The sequence below is a fragment of the Sphingomonas sp. P4_G3 genome, from assembly GCF_056401105.1.
The window spans coordinates 1,117,557-1,139,927 of sequence record NZ_JBFUJZ010000001.1 but is presented as its reverse complement, the minus strand read 5'-3'; the positions used below and the strand labels follow the sequence as shown (position 1 = coordinate 1,139,927).

General features: G+C 66.2%; 18 protein-coding genes. 15 read left to right on the top strand and 3 right to left on the bottom strand.

Going from position 1 to position 22,371, the window contains the following annotated elements:
- Positions 1-48: 48 nt before the first annotated feature.
- The 3 genes from AC1DQQ_RS05305 to AC1DQQ_RS05295 are packed head-to-tail and all read right to left on the bottom strand — an operon-like array spanning position 49 to position 3,364.
- Complete coding sequence (locus tag AC1DQQ_RS05305) at positions 49-1,536, bottom strand: FGGY family carbohydrate kinase (protein WP_478044475.1); 1,488 nt, start codon at positions 1,534-1,536, stop codon at positions 49-51.
- A complete protein-coding gene (locus tag AC1DQQ_RS05300) occupies positions 1,536-2,492 on the bottom strand; it encodes a transketolase family protein (protein ID WP_478028803.1) in 957 nt (318 codons plus the stop codon). Before AC1DQQ_RS05300 ends, AC1DQQ_RS05305 begins: the two co-directional genes overlap by 1 nt.
- Complete coding sequence (locus AC1DQQ_RS05295) at positions 2,489-3,364, bottom strand: transketolase (protein ID WP_478044473.1); 876 nt, start codon at positions 3,362-3,364, stop codon at positions 2,489-2,491. The genes AC1DQQ_RS05300 and AC1DQQ_RS05295 overlap by 4 nt, the downstream gene beginning before the upstream one ends.
- Before the next feature lie 228 nt (positions 3,365-3,592).
- Here AC1DQQ_RS05295 and AC1DQQ_RS05290 point away from each other — a divergent pair, with 228 nt between their 5' ends.
- The 15 genes from AC1DQQ_RS05290 (at position 3,593) to AC1DQQ_RS05220 (ending at position 22,251) form a co-directional block, all read left to right on the top strand.
- A complete protein-coding gene (locus AC1DQQ_RS05290) occupies positions 3,593-4,378 on the top strand; it encodes a DeoR/GlpR family DNA-binding transcription regulator (RefSeq protein WP_478028801.1) in 786 nt (261 codons plus the stop codon).
- A 55-nt stretch (positions 4,379-4,433) separates the two neighbouring features.
- Positions 4,434-5,414 (top strand): sugar phosphate isomerase/epimerase family protein, encoded by a 981-nt coding sequence (locus AC1DQQ_RS05285; protein ID WP_478028800.1) that lies wholly within the window; start codon positions 4,434-4,436, stop codon positions 5,412-5,414.
- Between the two features lie 38 nt (positions 5,415-5,452).
- Positions 5,453-6,592, top strand: coding sequence for an FMN-dependent L-lactate dehydrogenase LldD (lldD, locus tag AC1DQQ_RS05280; RefSeq protein ID WP_478044472.1), 1,140 nt, complete (start codon positions 5,453-5,455; stop codon positions 6,590-6,592).
- An 11-nt stretch (positions 6,593-6,603) separates the two neighbouring features.
- On the top strand, positions 6,604-7,368 hold the full coding sequence (locus tag AC1DQQ_RS05275; protein WP_478028798.1) for an SDR family NAD(P)-dependent oxidoreductase: 765 nt from the start codon (positions 6,604-6,606) through the stop codon (positions 7,366-7,368).
- 7 nt (positions 7,369-7,375) lie between these two features.
- On the top strand, positions 7,376-8,869 hold the full coding sequence (locus AC1DQQ_RS05270) for an FAD-linked oxidase C-terminal domain-containing protein (RefSeq protein ID WP_478044471.1): 1,494 nt from the start codon (positions 7,376-7,378) through the stop codon (positions 8,867-8,869).
- Positions 8,870-8,871: 2 nt separating this feature from the next.
- A complete protein-coding gene (gene glcE, locus AC1DQQ_RS05265; RefSeq protein ID WP_478044470.1) occupies positions 8,872-10,008 on the top strand; it encodes a glycolate oxidase subunit GlcE in 1,137 nt (378 codons plus the stop codon).
- Complete coding sequence (gene glcF, locus AC1DQQ_RS05260) at positions 10,009-11,316, top strand: glycolate oxidase subunit GlcF (RefSeq protein ID WP_478044469.1); 1,308 nt, start codon at positions 10,009-10,011, stop codon at positions 11,314-11,316. It begins immediately after the preceding gene.
- Positions 11,317-11,384: 68 nt separating this feature from the next.
- Positions 11,385-12,572, top strand: coding sequence for an L-rhamnonate dehydratase (gene rhmD, locus AC1DQQ_RS05255; RefSeq protein ID WP_478042085.1), 1,188 nt, complete (start codon positions 11,385-11,387; stop codon positions 12,570-12,572).
- A gap of 9 nt (positions 12,573-12,581) precedes the next feature.
- Positions 12,582-13,439 (top strand): fumarylacetoacetate hydrolase family protein, encoded by an 858-nt coding sequence (locus tag AC1DQQ_RS05250; RefSeq protein ID WP_478044467.1) that lies wholly within the window; start codon positions 12,582-12,584, stop codon positions 13,437-13,439.
- A complete protein-coding gene (locus AC1DQQ_RS05245) occupies positions 13,436-14,185 on the top strand; it encodes an SDR family NAD(P)-dependent oxidoreductase (protein WP_478044466.1) in 750 nt (249 codons plus the stop codon). Before AC1DQQ_RS05250 ends, AC1DQQ_RS05245 begins: the two co-directional genes overlap by 4 nt.
- 1 nt (position 14,186) lies before the next feature.
- Positions 14,187-15,092: an amidohydrolase family protein gene (locus tag AC1DQQ_RS05240; protein WP_478044464.1), complete on the top strand. Its 906-nt coding sequence runs from the start codon at positions 14,187-14,189 to the stop codon at positions 15,090-15,092.
- 2 nt (positions 15,093-15,094) lie between these two features.
- Positions 15,095-18,214 carry a family 78 glycoside hydrolase catalytic domain gene (locus AC1DQQ_RS05235; protein ID WP_478044462.1) on the top strand — a complete coding sequence of 1,040 codons (3,120 nt, stop codon included), beginning with the start codon at positions 15,095-15,097 and terminating at the stop codon, positions 18,212-18,214.
- A 19-nt stretch (positions 18,215-18,233) separates the two neighbouring features.
- A complete protein-coding gene (locus AC1DQQ_RS05230; protein WP_478044461.1) occupies positions 18,234-18,902 on the top strand; it encodes an aspartate/glutamate racemase family protein in 669 nt (222 codons plus the stop codon).
- On the top strand, positions 18,899-20,164 hold the full coding sequence (locus AC1DQQ_RS05225; RefSeq protein WP_478044460.1) for an MFS transporter: 1,266 nt from the start codon (positions 18,899-18,901) through the stop codon (positions 20,162-20,164). The genes AC1DQQ_RS05230 and AC1DQQ_RS05225 overlap by 4 nt, the downstream gene beginning before the upstream one ends.
- Positions 20,165-20,172: 8 nt before the next feature.
- On the top strand, positions 20,173-22,251 hold the full coding sequence (locus AC1DQQ_RS05220) for a beta-galactosidase (protein WP_478044459.1): 2,079 nt from the start codon (positions 20,173-20,175) through the stop codon (positions 22,249-22,251).
- The last annotated feature ends 120 nt before the right edge of the window (positions 22,252-22,371 follow it).

The following is a 22,371-nucleotide window of genomic DNA, read 5'->3' as shown; positions in this document are numbered from 1 at the left end:
CGACTTATTCTTCGCAATCACGTCAGCTTCCCGGATCTGCGCCCGGCGTTATGTCTCGCTCGATCCGGCCGCGCGCACCGCGCCGGCCACTGCCGCATGCCAGCGGGCAAGCAGGCTTTCGCGCTGCGCCGCCGGCATCGCCGGATCGAAAAATTCCTTCTGTTCCTCGCCGCTTGCCGGCAGCTTCATGCCGAGCCCGCCCGCCGCCAGCCGCGCCACGCCGAGGGCGCTCGCTTCGGGAATGGTGGATCGGATGATGCGCCGGCCGGTCAGATCGGCGAGCAATTGCATCAGCAGCGCGTTGCGCGCGGCGCCGCCGTCGATCGACAGTTCGGCGATCGCGGTACCGAGATCCGCGTCGAGCGCCGCCATGACGTCGCCGATCTGGAGCGCGATCGCCTCCAGCGTCGCGCGCGCGATATGCGCCGGCTGCGTCGCCAAGGAGAGACCCGAGATCGTACCACGCGCGTCGCTGCACCAATGCGGCGCGCCAAGGCCAGCCAGCGCGGGCACGAAGACCACACCGCCACTGTCCTCGACGCTCTGCGCCAGCGCGGTCAGCGCCGCCTCGTCGGGCAGGCCAAGCATCGTGGTGGCGAAAGCGGCCGCGTGGCCCGAGACCAGGATGTTGCCCTCGAGCGCATATTGGACGCGATCACCCCGGCTCCACGCGATCGTGCTCGACAGGCCATGCGTCGAGCGCACCCGCTCCCCGGTCGCTGCCATCAGCGAGCTGCCGGTGCCGATCGTCACCTTGACCCGCGGCGATCCGTCGGCGCTGTGCTCGAACAGGGCCGCATGGCTGTCGCCCATCACCGCCAGAATCGGCGTACCGTCGCGCAGCGCAGTCAGCCCCGCGGCTACGGTGCCGAACCGGCTGTCGGACGGCATCACCCTGGGCAACAGGCCGAGGGGTACGTCGAACAAACGGGCGAGGTCGGCATCCCAGTCGAGCGTGTCGATGTTGAAGAGTTGGGTGCGCGAGGCGTTGCTATGGTCGGTCGCGTGCACCGCGCCGCCAGTCAGGTTCCACAACAGCCAGCTGTCGACCGTGCCGCAACGCAGGTCGCCGCGCTCGGCCCACACGCGCGCATCGGGGATCGTGTCGAGCAGCCAGGCGATCTTGGCGGCGGGGAACAGGGGATCGATCCCCAGCCCGCTGCGCGCGACGATCTCCGCCTCATGCCCCGCCGCGCGCAACGCAGCGCAGCGATCGGCCGAGCGGCGGCATTGCCAGATCACCGCGGGACCGACGGGACGGCCAGTCTCGGCGTCCCACAGCACGGTCGTTTCGCGCTGGTTGGAGATCGCGACGGCAGCAATCGCGGCCGGATCGACCGCAGCCGCCAGCTCGGCGATCAACGCGGCAACACCTTCCCAGATGTCCGATGCCGATTGCTCGGCCCAGCCTGACTGCGGATAATCGACGCGCATCGCCCGCGACCGCGACAGGCGCACCGAACCGTCGGGCGCGACGAGCAGCGCCTTGGTGTTGGTCGTGCCCTGGTCGATCGCGAGGATGAGCCGATCGTCCATCAGCTTTTCCCGGCGACCAGCTCTTGCGCGGCGGCGACGATACCGGCGGCATTGAGACCGGCATGGTCCATCAGCCAGCTCGCCGATCCGGTCGGCGCGAAGCCCTGAAAGCCGAGCATCCGCATCGGCACCGGCCGATGCTGCGCACAATATTCGGCGACTGCACCGCCCAAACCACCGCGCGCGAGGCCCTCTTCCGCGGTGACGATCGCACCGGTTGCGGCCGCGGCGGCGATCGCGCCGGTGTCGAGCGGCGAGACGGTCGCCATGTTGATCACGCGCGCGGCGATCCCCTGCGCTGCGAGCGCGGTCGCGGCGTCGAGCGCTCGATAGACCAGGGTGCCGTTGACGATGATAGCGACGTCGCTACCCTCGCGCAGCGTCTCGGCCTTGCCGATCGTGAAGCTCGCGCCGGTCGGCCGCTCAATTGCCGGGACCGGCATGCGGCTGATGCGAATGAAGACGGGGCCGTCATGCGCCGCCGCGGCCTTGACCGCTTCCGCCGTTTCCCACGGATCGGACGGCACGATCACGGTCAGTTTGTCGATCGCGCGCAGCCAGGCAATATCCTCGATGCTGTGATGCGTCGCGCCGAGCTCGCCATAAGCGACGCCGCTCGAAATGCCGCAGAGCTTCACGTTCGCCTGGCTATAGGCGCAGTCGACCTTGATCTGCTCCATCGCGCGCGCGGTCAGGAAGCAGGCCGCGCCACTGACGAACGGCACCTTGCCGCCATTCGCCAGGCCGGCGCCGACCCCGACCATATTCTGCTCGGCGATGCCGACATTGACCAGCCGATCGGGGAAGCGGTCGCGGAACTTGCCGAGCTTGGACGAACCGACCGAATCGTTGCAGACCGCGACGATGCGATCGTCCCCGACGGCGAGCTCTTCGAGCGCGCCGGCAAAGGCATCGCGACAGTCAAACATGCCGGGAAGATTGGCCGGGGCGTTCACTCGCTCTTCTCCGCTTCGAGCTCGGCGATCGCCTGGGCAAGCTGGTCCGCATTGGGGACGCCATGGTGCCAGCCGGCCTCGTCGCGCATGTAGCTGACGCCGTTGCCCTTGAACGTGTTGGCGATCAGCACGCGCGGCTTGTCGCGCGGCTGCGCGGCGTCGTCGAACGCCTTGAGCAGGGCGATCACGTCATGCCCATCGACCTCTACCACGTCCCAACCGAACGCGCGCCACTTGTCGGCGAGCGGCTCGAGCGCGTTGGTCTCCTCGGTCCGCGCGCCTTGTTGCAGGCGATTGCGGTCGACGATCACGGTGAGGTTGCCGAGCTTACGATGGCCGGCGAACATCGCCGCTTCCCACATGCTGCCTTCCTGCAACTCGCCGTCGCCGGTCAGCACGAACACGCGATAGCCGGCGCGGTCGATCTGCCCCGCCACGGCAACGCCGACGCCGACCGGAAAACCGTGGCCGAGCGGCCCGGTATTGGTTTCGACGCCCGGCAGATAGACGCGATTGGGATGACCGTTCAGCCGCGATTCGGGCTTGAGATAGGTATCGAGCTCGGCTTCGGGAAAGAACCCTGCCCCCGCCAGCGCGGTATAGAGCGCACCGGTACAATGGCCCTTAGACAGGATGAAGCGGTCGCGGTCGGGCGCATTGGGATTGGCGCTGTCGATGCGCAGAATATCGAAATAGAGGCACGCGACGATATCGCTCGCCGAGAGGTCGCCGCCGGGATGGCCCTGGCCGGCATCGACGATCATCTTGAGCAGCCGCTGACGCATCCAATTGGCGCGCGCACGGACGTGCGCGGCGCGCTCTTCCAGCGTATGAGCGTTCGCATCGGAAGACCGAAGCGCCTGATGGTCCATTGATTACCCTCTCCTGCGAAGGGCTATAAGTGTGATTATATCCGAACACAAGCCATTTGCTTACGTTTTCTTTCGTTTTTACCGCCAGAAAGCGAAGAGATTGACAAAAAGCAAAAACTCAACCTATCGAACTCGAAACTGGAAGCGAGCGGCCAGAGGAATATGGAGAGCTATGCCGATAAGGCAGCGTCGGGTGTCGAGCCCGGCGACAGCAAGGGAGACCGGCCAGTGAACGGGGGCTCGCGGTCGCGGCTGCTCGGCGAGGCACGGCGCGCCCGAATCCTCGACTGGTTGCAGGAAGAAGGCAGCGCGCGCGTGCGCACGCTGGCTGAAGCCTTCGATGTATCCGAGGTGACGATGCGCCAGGATCTCGAAAAGCTCGAGGCCGACGGCCATATCGTGCGCGAACATGGCGGCGCCTTTCTCAAGTCGGTGACGCAGCAGGTGCGCTCGATGGCGCTCCAGCATCTCGAGAACATGGATGCCAAGCGCCGGATCGGCCGCGCAGCAGCCGCTCTCGCGAGCGACGGCGAGACGGTGATCCTCGATTCGGGATCGACCACGACCGAGGTGGCCGCGCAATTGATCGGCAAGCGCGACATGACCGTGATCACCAACGCGCTCAACATCGCGCTGATGCTGGGCGCCGAGCCGGGGTTCGAGGTCCATATGACCGGGGGGCATTTCAAGGCCCCTACCCTGTCGCTGTCGGGCGAACGGTCGGCCGACTATTTCCGCGGGCTGTTCGTCCAGAAGCTTTTCCTGGCCACCGCCGCGATCGATCTCGAGGCGGGGCTGACCTATCCGGCGATGTCCGACATCGCGGTGAAGCGCGCGATGATCGGCGCGGCGCAGACCGTCATCCTGGTCGCCGATTCGAGCAAGATCGGGCAGCGTTCGTTCACGTCTTTGGGTGGGCTGGAGCTGGTCCGCACGCTCGTGACCGACGACGCGATCCGCGACGAGGACCGCGCGGCAATCGAAGGCATTGGCGTAGAGGTGATCGTTGCCTGAACTTTCGGGTGCGCGGTTTTCGTAAGTTTTCGAAACAATTGGGTGAGGATCGAACGTGAGCAAGCAACGGTACGGCGCCGGCATCTGGCATTTCGCGACCTATGTCGACCGCTACGCGACCGACGGCTACGGTCCACCCCGCACGCTGATCGAGATGATCGATCTCGCCGGCCAGGTCGACGACCTGTCGGTGGTCGACATCAACTACCCCTTTCCCGGCGGTGAAACCTCGTTCGACAAGGTCGAGGAAGCGCTCAAGCGCAACAATCTCTCGGTGATCGGCATCACTCCGGAAATCTACACCCGCCAGTTCGCCAAGGGCGCCTTCACCAACCCCGATCCGGGCGTGCGCAAGCTGGCCAATGAGATGGTCAACGATGCCGCCAATGTCGTCCGCCGCTTCGGCGCCGATTACGTCAAGCTCTGGCCCGGCCAGGACGGCTGGGACTATCCGTTCCAGGTCGACCACAAGACGCTGTGGCGGCACAGTATCGACGGCATCGGCGAGCTCGCCGCGCAGAATCCCGACCTCAAGTTCGTAATCGAATACAAGCCGCGCGAGCCGCGCGTGCACATGAGCTATGACAGCGTCGCCCGCACTTTGCTGGGGATCGAGAAGATGGGCGTGCCCAACGTCGGCATCCTGCTCGATTTCGGCCACTCGCTCTATGGCGGGGAAAGCCCGGCCGATGCGGCGCAACTCGCGATCGATCATGGCCGGCTGTTCGGCATGGACGTGAACGACAATTTCCGCAGCTGGGACGACGATTTGATCGCCGGATCGGTCCACCCGATCGAGCTGTTCGAATTCTTCTACACGCTGCGCAAGAACAAGTGGGAAGGTGTGTGGCAGCTCGACCAATTCCCATTCCGCGAGGATTGCGTCGCCGTCGCCAATACCGCGATCGACTTCCTCAAGATCGTCGAGCGCGCGCTCGACAAACTCGATTTCGCGGCGATGCAGAAGGCGCAGGACGAGCATGACGCGGTGACCGCGCTCAAACTTGCGCGCGAGGCGTTGTTCACCTCTTATTGAGGGGTGACGAGGCCGCATATCGCCGTTAGGGAAATAATATGATTATTTCTTCGGCCAGCGATTTCCGGGAGGCGGCGCGGCGACGCTTGCCGCGCTTCCTGTTCGATTATGCCGATGGCGGCGCCTATGCCGAGGTGACGCTGCGCCGCAATGTCGAAGACCTCGCGGGGATCGCGCTGCGCCAGCGCGTGCTCAAGGACGTCGCGACGATCGACCTGAGTACCAGCCTGTTCGGCCGGCAGGTCGGCCTGCCGGTCGCCTTGGGGCCGGTCGGGATCAGTGGGATGTACGCGCGACGCGGCGAAATCCAGGCCGCGCGCGCCGCCCGGGCGGCGGGCATCCCAGCCTGCCTGTCGACCGTATCGATCTGCTCGATCGAGGAAGTCGCGCGGGTCGCCGATCCGTTCTGGTTCCAGCTCTATGTGATCCGCGACCGCGCCTTCATGAAAGACCTGATCGCGCGGGCAAAGGCTGCCGGCGCAAGCGCGATGGTCTTCACCGTCGACATGCCGGTGCCGGGCGCGCGCTATCGCGACGCGCATTCGGGAATGTCGGGACCCAACGCGCCGCTGCGCCGCATGCTGCAGGCGATCGGCAAGCCGGCCTGGTCCTGGGACGTCGGTTTGCGGGGACGGCCGCACACGCTCGGCAATCTCCTGCCCGTGCTCGGCAAGGATAGCGGGCTCAACGATTATATGGGCTGGCTCGGCGCCAATTTCGATCCGTCGATCCAATGGCGCGATCTCGACTGGATCCGCGCCGAATGGGACGGACCGCTGATCATCAAAGGCATCCTCGACCCCGAGGATGCGCGCGAGGCGGCGGCGATCGGCGCCAATGGCATCGTCGTCTCCAATCATGGCGGACGCCAGCTCGACGGAGTGCTGTCGAGCGCGCGCGCTTTGCCCGCGATCGCCGATGCGGTCGGCGACGCGCTGACCGTGCTGGCCGACGGCGGCGTGCGCAACGGGCTCGACGTGGTGCGGATGCTCGCGCTGGGCGCGAAGGGCGTGCTGCTCGGCCGCGCCTGGGTCTATGCGCTAGCGGCGCAAGGCGAGGCCGGCGTCGCCAAATTGCTCGAATTGATCGCCCGGGAAATGACGGTCGCGATGACCTTGACCGGGGTCAACCGGATCGACGCGATCGACCGCTCGGTCCTGGCCGAGCCCATCAAGTAACGAGGAAACAGATGAAGCTTCTCGAGGGAAAGACGGTGCTGGTCACTGGCGGATCGACCGGCATCGGCCGCGCCGCGGCGATCGGTGCTGCGCAGCATGGCGCGAACGTCGCGATCAACTATGTGTCGAGCGACGACAAGGCGCAGTCCTGCATCGCCGAGATCGAAGCGCTCGGGCAGCGCGGCATTGCGATCAAGGGCGACGTCGCGCTGCCCGAGACCGCGACCGATTTCGTCGCCCGCGCGGTCGCCGAGTTCGGCCGGGTCGATGTGATGGTGTCGAACGCCGGCATCTGCCCGTTCCACGCCTTTCTCGACATGCCGGTCGAGACGGTCGAGCGCACGTTCCGCGTCAATCTGCATGGCGCCTATTTCATGGTCCAGGCGGCCGCCAACCAGATGGTCAAGCAAGGTGATGGCGGCGCGATCGTCGCGGTATCGTCGATCTCGGCATTGGTCGGCGGCGAGTTCCAGACGCACTACACCCCGACCAAAGCCGGCGTGCATTCGTTGATGCAATCCGCCGCGATCGCGCTCGGCAAACACGGCATCCGCTGCAATTCGGTGCTGCCGGGCACGATCCTGACCGAGATCAACAAGGACGACCTCGCCGACGCGGAAAAGCGCAAATATATGGAAGCGCGCACCCCGCTCGGCCGGCTCGGCATGCCCGAGGATCTGGCCGGGCCGATCGTGTTCCTGGCGTCCGACATGGCCGCCTATGTTACCGGCGCCGCGCTGCTGGTCGATGGCGGCATGTACGTAAACCTGCAATAACGCTGCCGTGACCATCTGCATGCCCGCCCCCGACGAAGCGGTGCTCGCGCGCCGCGGGGAGATCGTCGCCGCGATGCGCGCGATCGTGGCGGGCGAAGGGGTGATCGACAAAGCTGACGAACTGCGCCCCTACGAATCCGACGCGCTGACGGCCTATCGCCAGCCGCCGATGGTCGTGGTGTTGCCCGAGACGACCGAGCAGGTCGCGGCGATCCTGCGCTGGTGCCACGCCAATCGCGTCAAGGTCGTGCCGCGCGGCGCGGGCACCTCGCTGTCGGGCGGCGCGCTGCCGCTGGCCGACGGCGTGCTGCTCGGCATGGCCCGGTTCAACCGTATCCTGGATGTGGATTATGCCGACCGATTGGTGGTGATACAGCCCGGGGTCACCAACCTGGCGATCACGCGCGCGGTCGAGGACGACGGTTTCTATTACGCGCCCGACCCTTCGAGCCAGATCGCCTGCACGATCGGCGGCAATGTCGCCGAGAATTCGGGCGGGGTACATTGCCTCAAATACGGCCTGACCACCAACAACGTGCTCGGCGTCGAATTCGTCACGATCGAAGGCGAGGTGCTGCGGATCGGCGGACGCGGGCTGGAGCCGGCGGGGCTCGACCTGCTCGGGGTGATCGTCGGGTCGGAGGGGCTGCTCGGCGTGGTGACGGAAGTGACGGTCCGCATCCTGCCCCGGCCCGAAACGGCGCGCGCCTTGCTGATCGGCTTTCCCGAGGTAGAGGGCGCCGGACGCTGCGTCGCCGACGTGATCGCCGCGGGGATCATCCCGGCCGGGATGGAAATGATGGACAAGCCCGCGGTCCATGCCGCCGAGGCGTTCGTCCAGGTCGGCTATCCGCTCGACGTCGAGGCGTTGCTGATCGTCGAGCTCGATGGGCCCGCAGCCGAATGCAGCCATTTGCTCGAGGAAGTCGAGGCGATCGCGCGCGCCAATGGCGCGGTATCAATCCGCATTTCGACCGACGATGACGAGCGCGTCGCCTTCTGGGCGGGACGCAAGGCCGCCTTCCCGGCTGCCGGCCGGTTGGCGCCAGATTATCTCTGCATGGACGGGACGATCCCGCGGCGCCGATTGCCCGATGTGCTGACGCGAATGGGCGTACTGTCGGAGCAATATGGGCTTGGCGTGATCAACGTCTTCCATGCCGGCGACGGCAATCTGCACCCGCTGATCCTCTACGATGCCAACAAGCCCGGCGAGCTCGAGCAAGCCGAGGCGTTCGGTGCCGACATCTTGAGATTGTGTGTCGAGGTCGGCGGCGTGCTGACGGGCGAGCATGGCGTCGGGGTCGAGAAGCGCGACCTGATGCCGGTGATGTTCACAAAAACCGACCTTGCGCATCAACAGCGGGTCAAATGCGCGTTCGACCCCGAATTGCTGCTCAATCCCGGCAAGATGTTCCCCGTGCTGCACCGCTGCGCCGAACTCGGCAGCATGCATGTCCATCGCGGTGCCCTGCCCTTCCCCGATTTGCCGCGCTTCTGACCATGGCCGACGCGATCCGTCCTGATAGCGCCGATGCGCTTGCGGCGATCGTCGCCGAGGCGGCGCGCGACGGGACGCGGCTGCGGCTGCGCGGTGGCGGCAGCAAGGACGCGGTCGGCGCGCCGACACCAGCCGCCCGGATCGTCGACATGCGCGGCTTTTTCGGGGTGGTCGATTATGACCCGCCGGAGCTGGTGTTGACGGTGAAAGCGGGAACGCCGCTTGCCGAGGTTCAAGCCTTGGTCGCCGACAAGGGGCAGATGCTGGCGTTCGATCCATTCGATCACGGCGCGATACTCGGCGGCGCGGTTGGCGAGGCGACGATCGGCGGTATCGTCGCGGCCGGCGTGGCGGGTCCGACCCGCGTCAGCCGCGGCGCGGCGCGCGATCATCTGCTCGGCTTCGTCGGCGTGTCGGGACGCGGCGAGCGCTTCGTGGCAGGCGCGAAGGTCGTCAAGAACGTCACCGGTTACGATCTGCCCAAGCTGATCACCGGAAGCTGGGGAAGGCTTGCCGCGATCACCGAACTGACTCTCAAGGTTCTGCCCGCGCCGCGCGTGCGGCTGACGCTCGGGATCGCCGGGCTGGATCCCGCCGCTGCGATCTCGGCGATGGCGCGGGCAATGGGATCGGCCGCCGAAGTGTCCGCGGCAGCGCATCTGCAGGACTGGGATGGCGCCCCGCTCACCGCGATCCGGCTCGACGGTTTCCCAAGTTCGGTCGAGGCGCGCGCGGCGATCCTCACACGGCTGGTCGACGGCATCGTGCCGCTCGCTGACGAAGAGGCCACACGCCTCTGGCCCGTGATCACCACGGCTGCACCATTGCCGGCGAGCGTGCCGCTGTGGCGGATCATCGCCCCCGCGGCGCAGATGCCGAAGGTGATGGCGGTGGTCCATGGCGCGTGGCTGCTCGACTGGGCCGGCGGCCTGCTCTGGATGGCGAGCGCAGACGATCCGCAGGCGATCCGCGCCGCTGCCATGCAAGCGGGTGGGCACGCGATGCTCGTGCGCGCGGACGCCGAAATGCGGGCTGTCGTGCCGGCGCTCCATCCGCAACCCAAGGCGCTCGCCGCGCTGGAGGAGCGCGTCCGTCGCGCCTTCGATCCGGCCGGCGTGTTCGAGACGGGACGCTTCTAGGTGCAGACGCAATTCTCTCCCGGACAGTTAGCCGATCCGGCAATGGCGTCGTCCGAAGGGGTGATCCGCAAATGCGTGCATTGCGGCTTCTGCACCGCGACTTGCCCGACCTATGTCCTGCTCGGCGACGAGCTCGATAGCCCGCGCGGGCGGATCTATATGATCAAGGACATGCTCGAGAACGAGCGCGCGCCGAGCGCCGAGGTCGTCAAGCATGTCGACCGTTGCCTGTCCTGCCTGTCGTGCATGACGACCTGCCCGTCGGGCGTGAATTATATGCACCTGGTCGACCATGCCCGGGCCTATATCAACGAGAGCTACACGCGCCCGTGGCACGAGCGAATGCTGCGCAGCATTTTAGCCTGGATACTCCCCTATCCTGCCCGATTCCGGACTGCCTTGCGGCTGGCGCAGGTCGGTCGACCACTGGCGCCGCTGTTCGCCAAGATAGGCGCACTCCGCCCCCTCGCGGCAATGCTCGCGCTAGCACCGCGGCGAATTCCGGCCGCGCCGCCGAAACGCGTTCCGGCTGTCACGACGCGCCCGCGCATCGCGCTGCTGCAGGGATGCGCCGAGCCGGTGCTGCGCCCCGAATTCCGCGCCGCGGCGATCCGCCTGCTCGATCGCGCCGGTTACGATGTCGTGCTGGCCCCCGGCGAGCAATGCTGCGGTGCGTTGGTGCACCATATGGGGCGCGAGAAGGCCAGCCTCGAAGCCGCCCGGCGCAATATCGACGCCTGGACGCGCGAGATCGAAACGGGCGGGCTTGCAGCGATCGTGGTCACCGCATCTGGCTGTGGCACGACGATCAAGGATTACGGGTTCATGCTGCGCAACGATCCCAATTACGCCGACAAGGCGGCCCGGGTTTCCGAACTCGCGCGCGACATCAGCGAAGTGCTGATCGACGCCGATTTGCCCCTGGGCGATGGCCGCGGCCTGACGGTCGCCTATCACGCCGCTTGTTCGCTGCAGCATGGGCAGAAAGTCACCGACGCGCCGAAGCGATTGCTGGCCGGCGCGGGCTATGTCGTCCGCACGCCGATCGAGGCGCATCTCTGCTGCGGGTCGGCGGGCACCTACAACATTCTCCAGCCCGAAATCGCCGGCAAGCTCGGCGACCGCAAGGCGGCCAATCTCGCCCGGCTCGACGCCGATGTGATCGCCACCGGTAATATCGGCTGCGCGATGCAGCTCGCCCCGCGCCTCGGCATTCCGGTCGTCCACACGATCGAACTGCTCGACTGGGCCACTGGCGGCCCCGTTCCGCCGCAACTTGCTGCCCGCGAGACCCCTAAGGGCGGTTGACTTTAATAGTCATATTATACAATCCAGACGAGCGATGCCGCCAAGGGCGTTATGGGGGAAGGATTCGGATGGGCCTGCCGAAGATCAAGCATGTTCGCGCGTTCACCGTCCGGGGCGGTGGCGCCGACTATCACGACCAGGGCGACGGTCATTGGATCGACGACCATATTTCGACGCCAATGGCGCGCTATCCCGAATATCGCCAATCGCGGCGGAGCTTCGGGATCAACGTCCTCGGTACGCTTGTCGTCGAACTCGAGGCCGATGACGGCACGATCGGTTTCGCGGTGACCACCGGCGGCGAGCCCGCCGCCTTCATCGTCGAGAAGCATTTGTCGCGCTTCCTGGTCGGCCGCAGCCCGGCCGAATATGAGAAGATCTGGGACCAGATGTACTTCTCGACCCAATATTACGGGCGCAAGGGTCTGGTGGTGAACGCCATTTCGGGCGTCGACCTCGCACTCTGGGATCTGCTTGGGAAGCTGCGCGGCGAGCCGGTCTATCACATGCTGGGCGGCGCGGTGCGCGACGAGCTGCAATTCTACGCTACCGGTTCGCGACCCGATATCGCCAAGGAGCTCGGCTTCATCGGCGGCAAGCTCCCGCTCCATCACGGCCCGGCCGAGGGGCTGGAGGGGATGGAGAAGAACATCGCGTTGCTCGCCGACATGCGCAGCAAGTGCGGCGACGATTTCTGGCTGATGTACGATTGCTGGATGAGCCTCGACATCGATTATGCGACGCGGCTTGCGCAGCGCGCCTGGCACGAATGCGGGCTCAAATGGATCGAGGAGGCGCTGAGCCCCGACGATTATTGGGGTTATGCCCAGCTGAAGAAGAACGCGCCCAAGGGCCTGCTCGTCACCACCGGCGAGCATGAGGCGACACGCTGGGGCTTTCGCATGCTGATGGACATGGAATGCTGCGACATCATCCAACCCGACGTGGGCTGGTGCGGCGGCGTCACCGAATTGATCAAGATCGCCAATTACGCCGACAGCCGCGGCGTGATGATGGTGCCGCACGGATCGTCGGTCTACAGCTATCACTTCGTGATCACGCGGCACAATTCGCCGTTCGCCGAGTTCCTGATGATGCACCCCGGGCCGACTGAAATCGTGCCGATGTTCGCGCCGCAATTGCTCGGCGAGCCCGTCCCGGTAAACGGCAAGATCCGCGCGAGCGAACTCGACAAGCCGGGCTTTGGCGTCGAGCTCAATCGCGATATCGCGCTCCACCGTCCCTATCCAAACTGAGGAATATTCATGAAACTCTGCCGTTATGGTGCCGCGGGCGCCGAGAAGCCCGGCCTGATCGATGCCGATGGCCGCATCCGCGACCTGTCGGGCCATGTCGCCGATATCGGTCCGGCCGAGCTGGGCAAGCAGGGCTTGGCCAAGCTCGCCGCGATCGATCCCGCCTCGCTGCCGCTGGTCGAGGGTGACGTCCGCTACGGCGCCTGCGTGTCGGGCACGCGCCAGTTCATCGCGATCGGCACGAACTTCGCCGATCATGCCGCGGAATCGAACCTGCCGGTGCCCGAGGAACCGGTCGTGTTCCAGAAGTGGGTGAGCTGCATCCAGGGGCCGAACGACCCCGTCACCATTCCCAGGGATTCGAAGAAGACCGACTGGGAAGTCGAGCTGGGCGTCGTGATCGGCACCGCCGCTTCCTATGTCGATGAAGCCAATGCCCTCGACCATGTCGCCGGCTATTGCGTGATCAACGACGTGTCCGAGCGTCACTGGCAGATCGAGCGCGGCCTGACCTGGGACAAGGGCAAGGGCTTCCCGACCTTCGGCCCGATCGGTCCCTGGATGGTCACCGCCGACGAAGTGGGCGATCCGCAGAACCTGGCGATGTGGCTGTCGGTCAATGGCCGGAAGATGCAGAACGGCAGCAGCAAGACGATGATCTTCACCGTTGCGCAGATCGTCGCTTATTGCTCGCAATTCATGACCTTGCTGCCGGGTGATGTGATCACCACCGGCACCCCGCCGGGCGTCGGCCTCGGCCAGAAGCCCGAGCCCTGGTATCTCAAGGCGGGCGACGTGGTCGAACTCGGTATCGAGAAGCTTGGTGAGCAGCGCCAGGAATTCGTCGCCTGGGACGCAGCCAAATGAGCATATATGCCGGCCGCTTCGCCGGGCGCGCGGCGATCGTCACCGGCGGCGCGTCCGGCCTCGGCAAGGCCGTCGCCAAGCGCATCGTCGCCGAGGGCGGCACGGTCGCACTCTGGGACCTCAACCCAGAGGCGCTGGCCGCCGCGAAGGACGAGGTCGGCGCCGCCGACATCCAGGCGCTCGACGTCTCCGATCCCGCCGCGGTCGAGGCCGCGGCCAAGGCCAGCGGCGCCGCGCTCGGCAAGGTCGACGTGCTGGTCTGCTCGGCCGGCATTACCGGCGCGACCGTCCCGGTTCACGAATTCCCGATCGACAGCTGGCAGCGAGTGATCGACATCAACCTGAACGGCCTGTTCTACTGCAACCGAGCGGTCGTGCCGTTGATGCTGGCGAACGGCTATGGCCGCATCGTCAACATCGCGTCGGTTGCCGGCAAGGAAGGCAATCCCAATGCCAGCGCCTATTCGGCGTCCAAGGCGGGCGTGATCGGCTTCACCAAATCGCTCGGCAAGGAACTCGCTGAGAAAGGCGTGATCGCCAATGCGCTGACGCCGGCGACGTTCGAAAGCCCGATCCTGGCGCAATTGCCCCCAAGCCAGGTCGATTACATGCGCTCGAAGATCCCGATGGGTCGGTTGGGCGAGGTCAGCGAGTCCGCCGCGATGGTCTGTTTCATGGCGAGCGAGGAATGCAGCTTCACCACCGCATCCACTTTCGACACGTCCGGCGGCCGCACGACCTTCTAACATGACCGAGCGGCTGCCCTTCGTCGACGCCCATGTCCATCTGTGGGACCTGTCCCACATCCGCTATCCGTGGCTGATGCCGCCATTTGCGGAGGACGGCCCGAACGGCAGCGTCGAGCCGATCGCCAAGGATTATGGCCTCGACGATTATCTCGCTGAAGCCCGCGGCTGGGATGTGCGAGGCCTCGTCCATATCGATGCCGGCGCCGACCCGGCGGATGCGCTGAAGGAGACCGACTGGCTGCAGGCGATGGCCGATGCGCGCGGCATGCCCAGTGCGATCGTCGCCTTCGCCGCGCTTAACGACCCCAAGGTCGAGGCCTTGCTCGCCGCGCATGCCGAGCGCCGCTCGGTGCGCGGCATCCGCCATATCGTCAATTGGCACCCCGATCCGGCGCGCACCTATACGCAGCGCGACGTGACCGGCGACGAAGCCTGGGCAGCGGGTTTCGCGTTGCTCGGCAAGTACGGATTGAGCTTCGACCTCCAGGCCTATCCCGGCCAGTTTGCGGGGCTCGCTCCGCTGCTCGAACGCCACCCCGAGGTGCCGGTCATGATCAACCATGCCGGCATGATGGTCGGCGAGAGCGGTCGCGAGGAATGGCGCGCGGCGATGCGCGCGCTCGCCGCTATCCCGCATGTCGCGGTCAAGATTTCGGGCATCGGCTTCGCCTTCCGCCCGTGGACGATCGAGCAGATGCGCAGCTATGTGCTCGAGACGATCGAGCTGTTCGGCACCGATCGCGCGATGTTTGCCAGCGACTTCCCGACCGACAAATTGTTCGGCGGGTTCGATCAGCATCTCGACGCTTACAATGCCATCGTCGCCGATTTCAGCGACGACGAGCGCCGCGCCTTATTCGCGGGCAACGCCAATCGGCTCTACCGTCTCGGCCTGACACTTTGACCATGCGCATCGCCGATCTGCGCGCCGAATATACTAGCGACCTTCTCGGCACCGATGTCGAGCGCCCGCGCCTGTCCTGGCGGATCGAAGGCGACCGGCCGGGCACCAGGCAGACGAGCTATCGATTGCGCGCCGCGGCCAGCGCCGACGCGCTTACGGACGGCGCATTGCTGTGGGACAGCGGCGAGATCGCGGGCGATGCGACCTTCGATATCGCTTATGGCGGCCCTGCCCTCGTACCCATGCAGCGCGTCTGGTGGTCGATCGAAGCGACGGACGAGGCCGGCACCACCGCACGCTCGACGCCGGCCTGGTTCGAGACCGGGTTGGTCGCCTCGGATTCCTGGCGAGCGGAGTGGATCGAAGCCGAGGACGACGATGCTGCCGCCGATCGCGCAGCCGGGCTCGCCTGGGTGTGGAGCGAGACAGCGCTCGACGACCGGCCCCATGCTTTCCGTCTCGATTTCCACGCTCCCAACGATCTGGTCCGTGCGGAGATATTGCTGGCCGGCAAGGATCATCTGCGCGGCGTCTGGATCAACGGCGCTCCTGCGCCGCTCGATCGGCATTTCGATTGGGACACCTACCTCCCCTTCTGGGGCACGCTCGCGCCTTATGCCGGCGACGTTCGGCCCGGCCGCAACAGCGTCTGCGCGCTGGTCGAGGCTGATACGACCGGCTTCTTTCCCGTCGACGGCGGCGCTTTCGCGGCGCTGATCCGGCTGCATCGCGCCGACGGCAGCGTCGAGCGCCGCGTCAGCGGCCCGGCCTGGAGCGTTCGCCCGAGTCCGCCCGCTGATTGGACTGGCACCGATGCTGACACCTCGGGTTGGGCCAATGCGCAGCCAAGCGGCGCGAATGTTCACAACGATCCGCGACCATCCGAGCCGGCCATGCTGCTGCGCACCGAGTTCGACGCGCACGGGCCAATCGCGGGCGCGCGGCTCTACGCGACGGCGCTCGGTGCCTATGACATGCGGATCAACGGCGAGCCCGTGTCGGACGCACTGCTCGCGCCGGAAATGACCGTCGCGCACGACCATCTTCTCTACCAAAGTTACGACGTGACCGGCTTGGTAACGCCGGGCGCCAACACGCTCGCCGCGATGGTCGGCGACGGCTGGTATGCGAGCCCGTTCGGTTGGCGGATCGAGCGCTATGGCTTCGGCCCCGCACCGCGCCGGCTGCGCGCGCAACTCCGGCTCGATTATTGCGACGGCAGCAGCGAATGGATCGCTACGGGACCCGATTGGCGGATCGCGCCCTCACCGATCCTCAAGTCGGAAATCTATGACGGCGAAACCTATGATGCGCGGCTGGAGCGTGCGGGGTGGGACCGGCCGGGGTTCGACGACAGCGGCTGGCCCCAGGCGAAAGTGGGTGACACGCCCGACGCTCGGCTCGTCGCCCAGACATCGCCTGCGCTGAAAGCCGCCGGCACGCGGCGCGCGGTCGCGATCAGCGAGCCACTCCCCGGGCGTTACGTCTTCGATTTCGGCCAGAACTTCTCGGGCTGGGTGCGCATTCGCGCGACCGGTCCCGCGGGAACGACCATCACCGCCAAGTTCGCCGAACTGCTCAATCCCGACGGCACCGCCGACCTGTCCAACCTCCGCCTCGCCAAGGCGAGCGACAGTTTCACGCTCGCCGGTTCGGGGGAGGAAGTGTTCGAGCCGCATTTCACCTATCACGGCTTTCGCTATGTCGAGGTCGTCGGTTATCCCGGCGTGCCGAACGCGGACGATATCGAGGGCGTCGTCGTCCACAGTGCGTGCCGCGAAACCGGCACGATGACCTTCGCCGACGCGCCACTGCTGCAGACGATCTGGCAGAACGCCTTGTGGAGTCAGCGCTCCAACTTCTTCTCGGTACCGACCGATTGCCCGCAGCGCGACGAGCGGATGGGATGGATGGGCGACATCCAGGTGTTCCTGGATGCCGCCGCGTTCAACATGGAGGTCGACCCCTTCATCCGCCGCTTCCTGCTCGAAGCACGCGCGGCGCAGCGGCCCGACGGTGCCTATCCGATCGTGGTGCCGCAACCTCTGTCCTTCCCCGATGTGGTGACCGCGGGCTGGAGCGAGGCCGGCATCATCCTGCCCTGGCAACTCTGGCAGCGTTATGGCGACACCGCGGTGATCGACGAGAATTGGGCGGCGATGCAAGGCTGGATGGACTTCGTCGCGCGCGGCAATCCCGATCATGTCTGGCGCAACGATCGCGGGCTCGACCTCGGCGATTGGCTGTCGGTCGATGCGATCAAGCCAGACGACGAGACGACACCGCGCGTGGTCTGCGCGACCGCCTATTGGGCATGGTCGGCAGCGCTGATGGCCGAGATGGCCGATGCGACTGGACGCGCCGATGACGCGGAACGCTACCGCGATCTTCGCGCGGCGATCGGCCAGGCATTCGCCGCCGAATTCGTCGCCGCCGACGGCACGGCCGGCAATGGCAGCCAGGCCAGCCAGGTGCTCGCCTTGTTCATGGGTTTAGTGCCTGCCGACCGGCGCGATGCGGCGGCGGGCGTGCTGGCCGCCGACATCCGTCGGCGCGGGATGAGGCTGTCGACTGGCTTCCTCGGCACACCTTACATTCTCGACGTGCTGGCCGATGCGGGCCGCCTCGGGGAAGTCGCCGGGCTGTTGCTCCAGACCGACTATCCAAGCTGGGGCTATATGCCGGAGAAGGGCGCAACCACGATGTGGGAGCGGTGGAACGGCGACACCGGCGACCTGTCGATGAACAGCTACAACCATTATGCTTTCGGGGCGATCGTCGGGTTCTTCTACCGCCGCCTCGCCGGCATCGCACCGGCTGCCCCGGGTTTCCGCCGCATCGCCGCGCGGCCTTTGTGGCTGCCGCAGATCGGCCGCGTGTCGGCGCGCTATGACTCGCTGGTCGGCCCGATCGAGACGAGCACGGATGGCAATGCCGAGCGCCTGACCCGGTTCGCCTTGTCGATTCCCGCCAACACAGTCGCCGAGGTCGAATTGCCGGTCGGCGATTGGCACGCCGGCAGCCAGGTCCTCGACGCGCATCCGGCGATCCGCGCACTCACCAATGACGGCAAGGCGATCCGCTTCGAGGTCGGCGCCGGACGCTACGATTTCACGACATAAGCCCTGAGAGGAACGACCCGTGGCCACGCTTGGACTCATCCACAATTCGCCGATGCTGGCACCCGTGTTCAACGAGATCGCCGCGCGGGTGATGCCCGATGTCCGCCTGCTCCACTTCGTCGATGAGAGCACGATCAAGAACACGATCGCCGCCGGCTATCTGCAGAAGGCGACGATGCGTCAGGTCATCCGCCTCGTCGGCTCCGCGTTCGATGCCGGATGCGATGTGGCCCTGGTGACCTGTTCCTCGATCGGCCGTGCGGTCGAGATGGCGGCCGAGCTTTATGACCAGCCGGTGCTGCGCGTCGATTGCGCTATGGCAGAAAAGGCGGTCGCGACGGGCCAGCGGATCGGTGTGGTCGCGACCCTGTCGACCACGCTCGAACCAACCGCCGAGCTGGTCCGCCGGGTCGCTGCCGAACAGCGCAAGAAGATCGAGATCGTCGAGCATCTCTGCCAGGGCGCGTTCGACGCGGTGATGGCGGGTGACGGCGCGACGCATGATCGCATCGTCAGCGAAGGGCTGACCGAGGGAATGAAGGGCGTCGATGCGATCGTCCTTGCCCAGGCATCGATGGCGCGCGTCGTCGCCGCTTTGCCCGAAGGCGCGGTCTCGGCACCGGTCTATTCGAGCCCGGAGCTCGGCATGGAGCGCGCGCGCGACGTTCTCGCGAGCCTGGGCAAGTGAAGAAGCGGCATGCGGTCGTCAGCTTGCTGGCGGTCCTGTCGATTATCACCTTCCTCGATCGCATGGCGATCTCGGTCACCGGACCCGGCATCCAGAAGGAGCTGGGGATCACGCCCGACCAATGGGGCTGGGTAATGGGCGCCTATGTCTTCGCTTATGCCGTGTTCGAGATCCCGTCGGGCGCGCTGGGCGACCGCCATGGCTATCGCCGTGAGTTGACCCGGATTACGGTCTGGTGGTCCTTCTTCACCGCGATCACGGCCGCATGTCACAACTTTTGGCAGATGGCCGCCTCGCGCTTCCTGTTCGGCCTGGGCGCTGCGGGCGCCTATCCCAACATGACTGGCGTGCTCTACCGCTGGATGCCGGCCCGCGAGCGCGCGCGCGGCCAGGGTGTGATCTGGGCCGCAAGCCGGTTCGGCGGCGGGATGGCACCGCTGCTGTTGGTGCCGCTCGAGGCGTATTTCGGCTGGCGGGCGGTGTTCGTCGCGCTCGGCCTGGTCGGTTTTGTCTGGGCGATCGTCTGGCGCGGCTGGTTCCATGACAAGCCTGCCGACCAGCCCGGCATATCGCGCGAGGAAGTCGTCGTGATCGGCGGCGACGAGAGCAGCGGGCACCTCGGCACGCCGTGGCGCAAGCTGCTCGCGCTGCCGCAATTGTGGCTGATCGCTTTGGCCTATTTCTTCTACGCGTTCGGCAGCTGGTTCTTCTTCAACTGGTTTCCGACCTGGATGGTCAAGGGAGTCGGGTTCAGCGTCGCCGAGATGGGGCTGTACGGTTCGATCCCCTTCTTCCTCGGCGTGGTCGGCAACCTGATCGGCGGCGTGCTGTGCGACCGGCTGGCGCAGCGCATCGGCATCCGCCGCGCTTATAGTCTGATCGCCTGCAGTTGCTTGTGCACTACCGCGGCCCTGCTGGTCGGAATGAGCATCGCGAGCGACCGGCTGGTCATCATCATCCTGTCGGGCCTGGCGTTCGGCGTGATGGATCTGATGCTGCCCGCGGCCTGGGCGATGTGCATGGCGATCGGTGGCCGTTATGGCGGTACCGCGAGCGGCGTGATGAACACGGCGGGCAACCTCGGCGGATTCATTTGCACCGTGGTGATCGGCTATATGATCGCCGGCACCGGCAGTTACGACCTTCCGTTGCGCGGCGTCGCGGCGATGGTGCTGATCGCCGGCCTGCTGTTCGCGGTGATCGATTGCACCAAGGGGTTCGATCACAAAAGGCCGCCCGAAGCGGACCCGGTGCTGGCGTGACCGCGACGATGCGCAAGACTGCCCTCGCCTTCGCCTGCGCGGCGATGCTGTCGTCGAGTCTGACCATGCCGGCGGTCGCCCGACCTCAGGCCGCGAGGACCTCCGCTATTCCGGTGGCGAACGAGCGGCTGTGGCTCGGATCGGCCTGGTATCCCGAGCAATGGCCGGAAAGCGCCTGGCCCGAAGACCTCCGCCTGATGAAGGCAAGCGGCGCCAATGTCGTCCGCATCGGCGAATATGCCTGGAGCCGTATGGAGCCGAGCGAGGGCCAATATGATTTCGGCTGGCTGGTCCGCGCCGTCCGGCTCGCGGCCAAATACGACATCAAGGTCGTGATCGGCACGCCGACCGACACCCCACCCGCCTGGCTGACCGAGACATATCCCAACACGCTTCAGGTCGACGGTAGCGGCAAGAGGCTGGGGCATGGCGGGCGGCGGCAATTCTCGATCTCGTCGCAACGCTATCGCACGCTCGCCCGCGACATCGTCACGCGCATGGCACAGGCGCTGAAGGACGAGCCCAACGTCATCGGCTGGCAGGTCGGCAACGAGCCGACCGACGAAAGCTACGATCCCGAGGCGCGCGCGGCCTGGGTCGCCTGGCTCAAGCAGCGTTATGGCACGCTCGACGCGCTCAACGAGGCATGGACCACCGCTTACTGGTCGCAGACCTATACGGCCTGGGACCAGGTGCCGTTCAACACCGACAAGGGCAATCCCGGCTGGATGCTCGAGCTCAAGCGCTTCATCACCGCGCAATGGGGCGAGTTCCATCGCAACCAGCGCGACGCCATTCGTGCGGTAGTTGGCCCCATGCCGTTCATCACCGTCAATCTGGGCGGGCTCGGCTGGGCCAATCGCTTCGACCGCTACGCGATCAACCGCGACCTCGATCTCGCTTCCTGGGACGATTATGTCGGCACCGGGCATCTCAAGCCCTATCGCAACGGCGCGACGCACGATTTGGTGCGGGGATGGAAGCGGCGGAATTTCTGGGTGATGGAGACGCAGCCGGGCTTCGTGAACTGGGCGCCGGTCAGCAACATCCTTTACCCCGGCGAGACGCGCGCGATGGCGTGGCAGGCAATCGGGCATGGCGCCGACGCGGTGCTCTATTGGCAGTGGCGCAACGCGCTGAACGGCCAGGAAACGATGCACGGATCGGTGGTCGGGCCCGACGGCAAGCCGCTGCCGATCTATCCCGAGCTCCAGGCGCTGGGCCGCGAATTCGCCAAGGCCTCGCCGGTGCTGGCCGGCACCAGCCCGGTGTCGCCGGTCGCCTTGCTGCAGGATTATCCGAGCCGCTGGGCGATCGATTTCCAGCTCCACCATCGCGACTATGACCAGATCGAGGTGCTGCTCGACTATTACCGTCCGCTCAAGGATGCGCTCGGCGCGGTCGACGTGGTCGAAGCTGCCCATGCGCCTCTGGACGGTTACAAATTGGTCGTCGCGCCCAGCCTCAACGTCATCACCGATGCGATGGCGAAACGGCTGGCCGATTACGTCCGGCGCGGCGGGCACCTGATCCTCGGTCCGCGATCGGGAATGAAGGACGAATTCAATCGTCTCGATCCGCAACGCCAGCCCGGCCCGCTCGCCGAGTTGCTGGGCGGGCGGGTCGAGCAATTCTATGCGCTGGATGAGAAGGTCACGGTCGGCGACGGCACCGCCTCGATCTGGGCCGAGCAGCTGACGCCGACTTCGCCCGACACGCGGGTTGTGCTGACCTATGGCAAGGCCAATGGCTGGCTCGACGGCAAGGCCGCGGCGATCACGCGCAAGGTCGGCAAGGGCAGCATCACGTATGTCGGCGCCTTGGTCGACGATCATGTGATGGACGGACTGATCAGTGCCGCCATGCGCGACGCCGGCGTGATGCGCGACTTCGCCGTACCGGCGGATGTCGAGCTGATGACGCGCCAGGGCCAGGGACGGTCGATCGTCATCCTGATCAATCATGGGACCGAGGATCGGACGGTAGAGTTGCCGGAGGCCATGGCCGACGTGCTGGCGGGTGGTCAGGTGAAGTCGGTGACGCTGCCGGCGCAGGGTGTGGCGGTGTTGTTGAAGAGCAAGCCCTGAAAAATCCTCCCCGTTTACGGGGAGGGGGACCAAGGCGCGCAGCGGCTTGGTGGAGGGGGTTTTCCTTTTCGGGATCGTTGAGTGGAGGTCCCCCTCCACCACCGCCTTCGGCGGCGGTCC

Coding starts and splice junctions, on each gene's coding strand:
- AC1DQQ_RS05305 (WP_478044475.1), bottom strand. CDS start 1,536: ATGGACGATCGGCTCATCCTCGCGATCGACCAGGGCACGACCAACACC.
- AC1DQQ_RS05295 (WP_478044473.1), bottom strand. CDS start 3,364: ATGGACCATCAGGCGCTTCGGTCTTCCGATGCGAACGCTCATACGCTG.
- lldD (WP_478044472.1), top strand. CDS start 5,453: ATGATTATTTCTTCGGCCAGCGATTTCCGGGAGGCGGCGCGGCGACGC.
- AC1DQQ_RS05275 (WP_478028798.1), top strand. CDS start 6,604: ATGAAGCTTCTCGAGGGAAAGACGGTGCTGGTCACTGGCGGATCGACC.
- glcE (WP_478044470.1), top strand. CDS start 8,872: ATGGCCGACGCGATCCGTCCTGATAGCGCCGATGCGCTTGCGGCGATC.
- rhmD (WP_478042085.1), top strand. CDS start 11,385: ATGGGCCTGCCGAAGATCAAGCATGTTCGCGCGTTCACCGTCCGGGGC.
- AC1DQQ_RS05250 (WP_478044467.1), top strand. CDS start 12,582: ATGAAACTCTGCCGTTATGGTGCCGCGGGCGCCGAGAAGCCCGGCCTG.
- AC1DQQ_RS05245 (WP_478044466.1), top strand. CDS start 13,436: ATGAGCATATATGCCGGCCGCTTCGCCGGGCGCGCGGCGATCGTCACC.
- AC1DQQ_RS05240 (WP_478044464.1), top strand. CDS start 14,187: ATGACCGAGCGGCTGCCCTTCGTCGACGCCCATGTCCATCTGTGGGAC.
- AC1DQQ_RS05235 (WP_478044462.1), top strand. CDS start 15,095: ATGCGCATCGCCGATCTGCGCGCCGAATATACTAGCGACCTTCTCGGC.
- AC1DQQ_RS05220 (WP_478044459.1), top strand. CDS start 20,173: ATGCGCAAGACTGCCCTCGCCTTCGCCTGCGCGGCGATGCTGTCGTCG.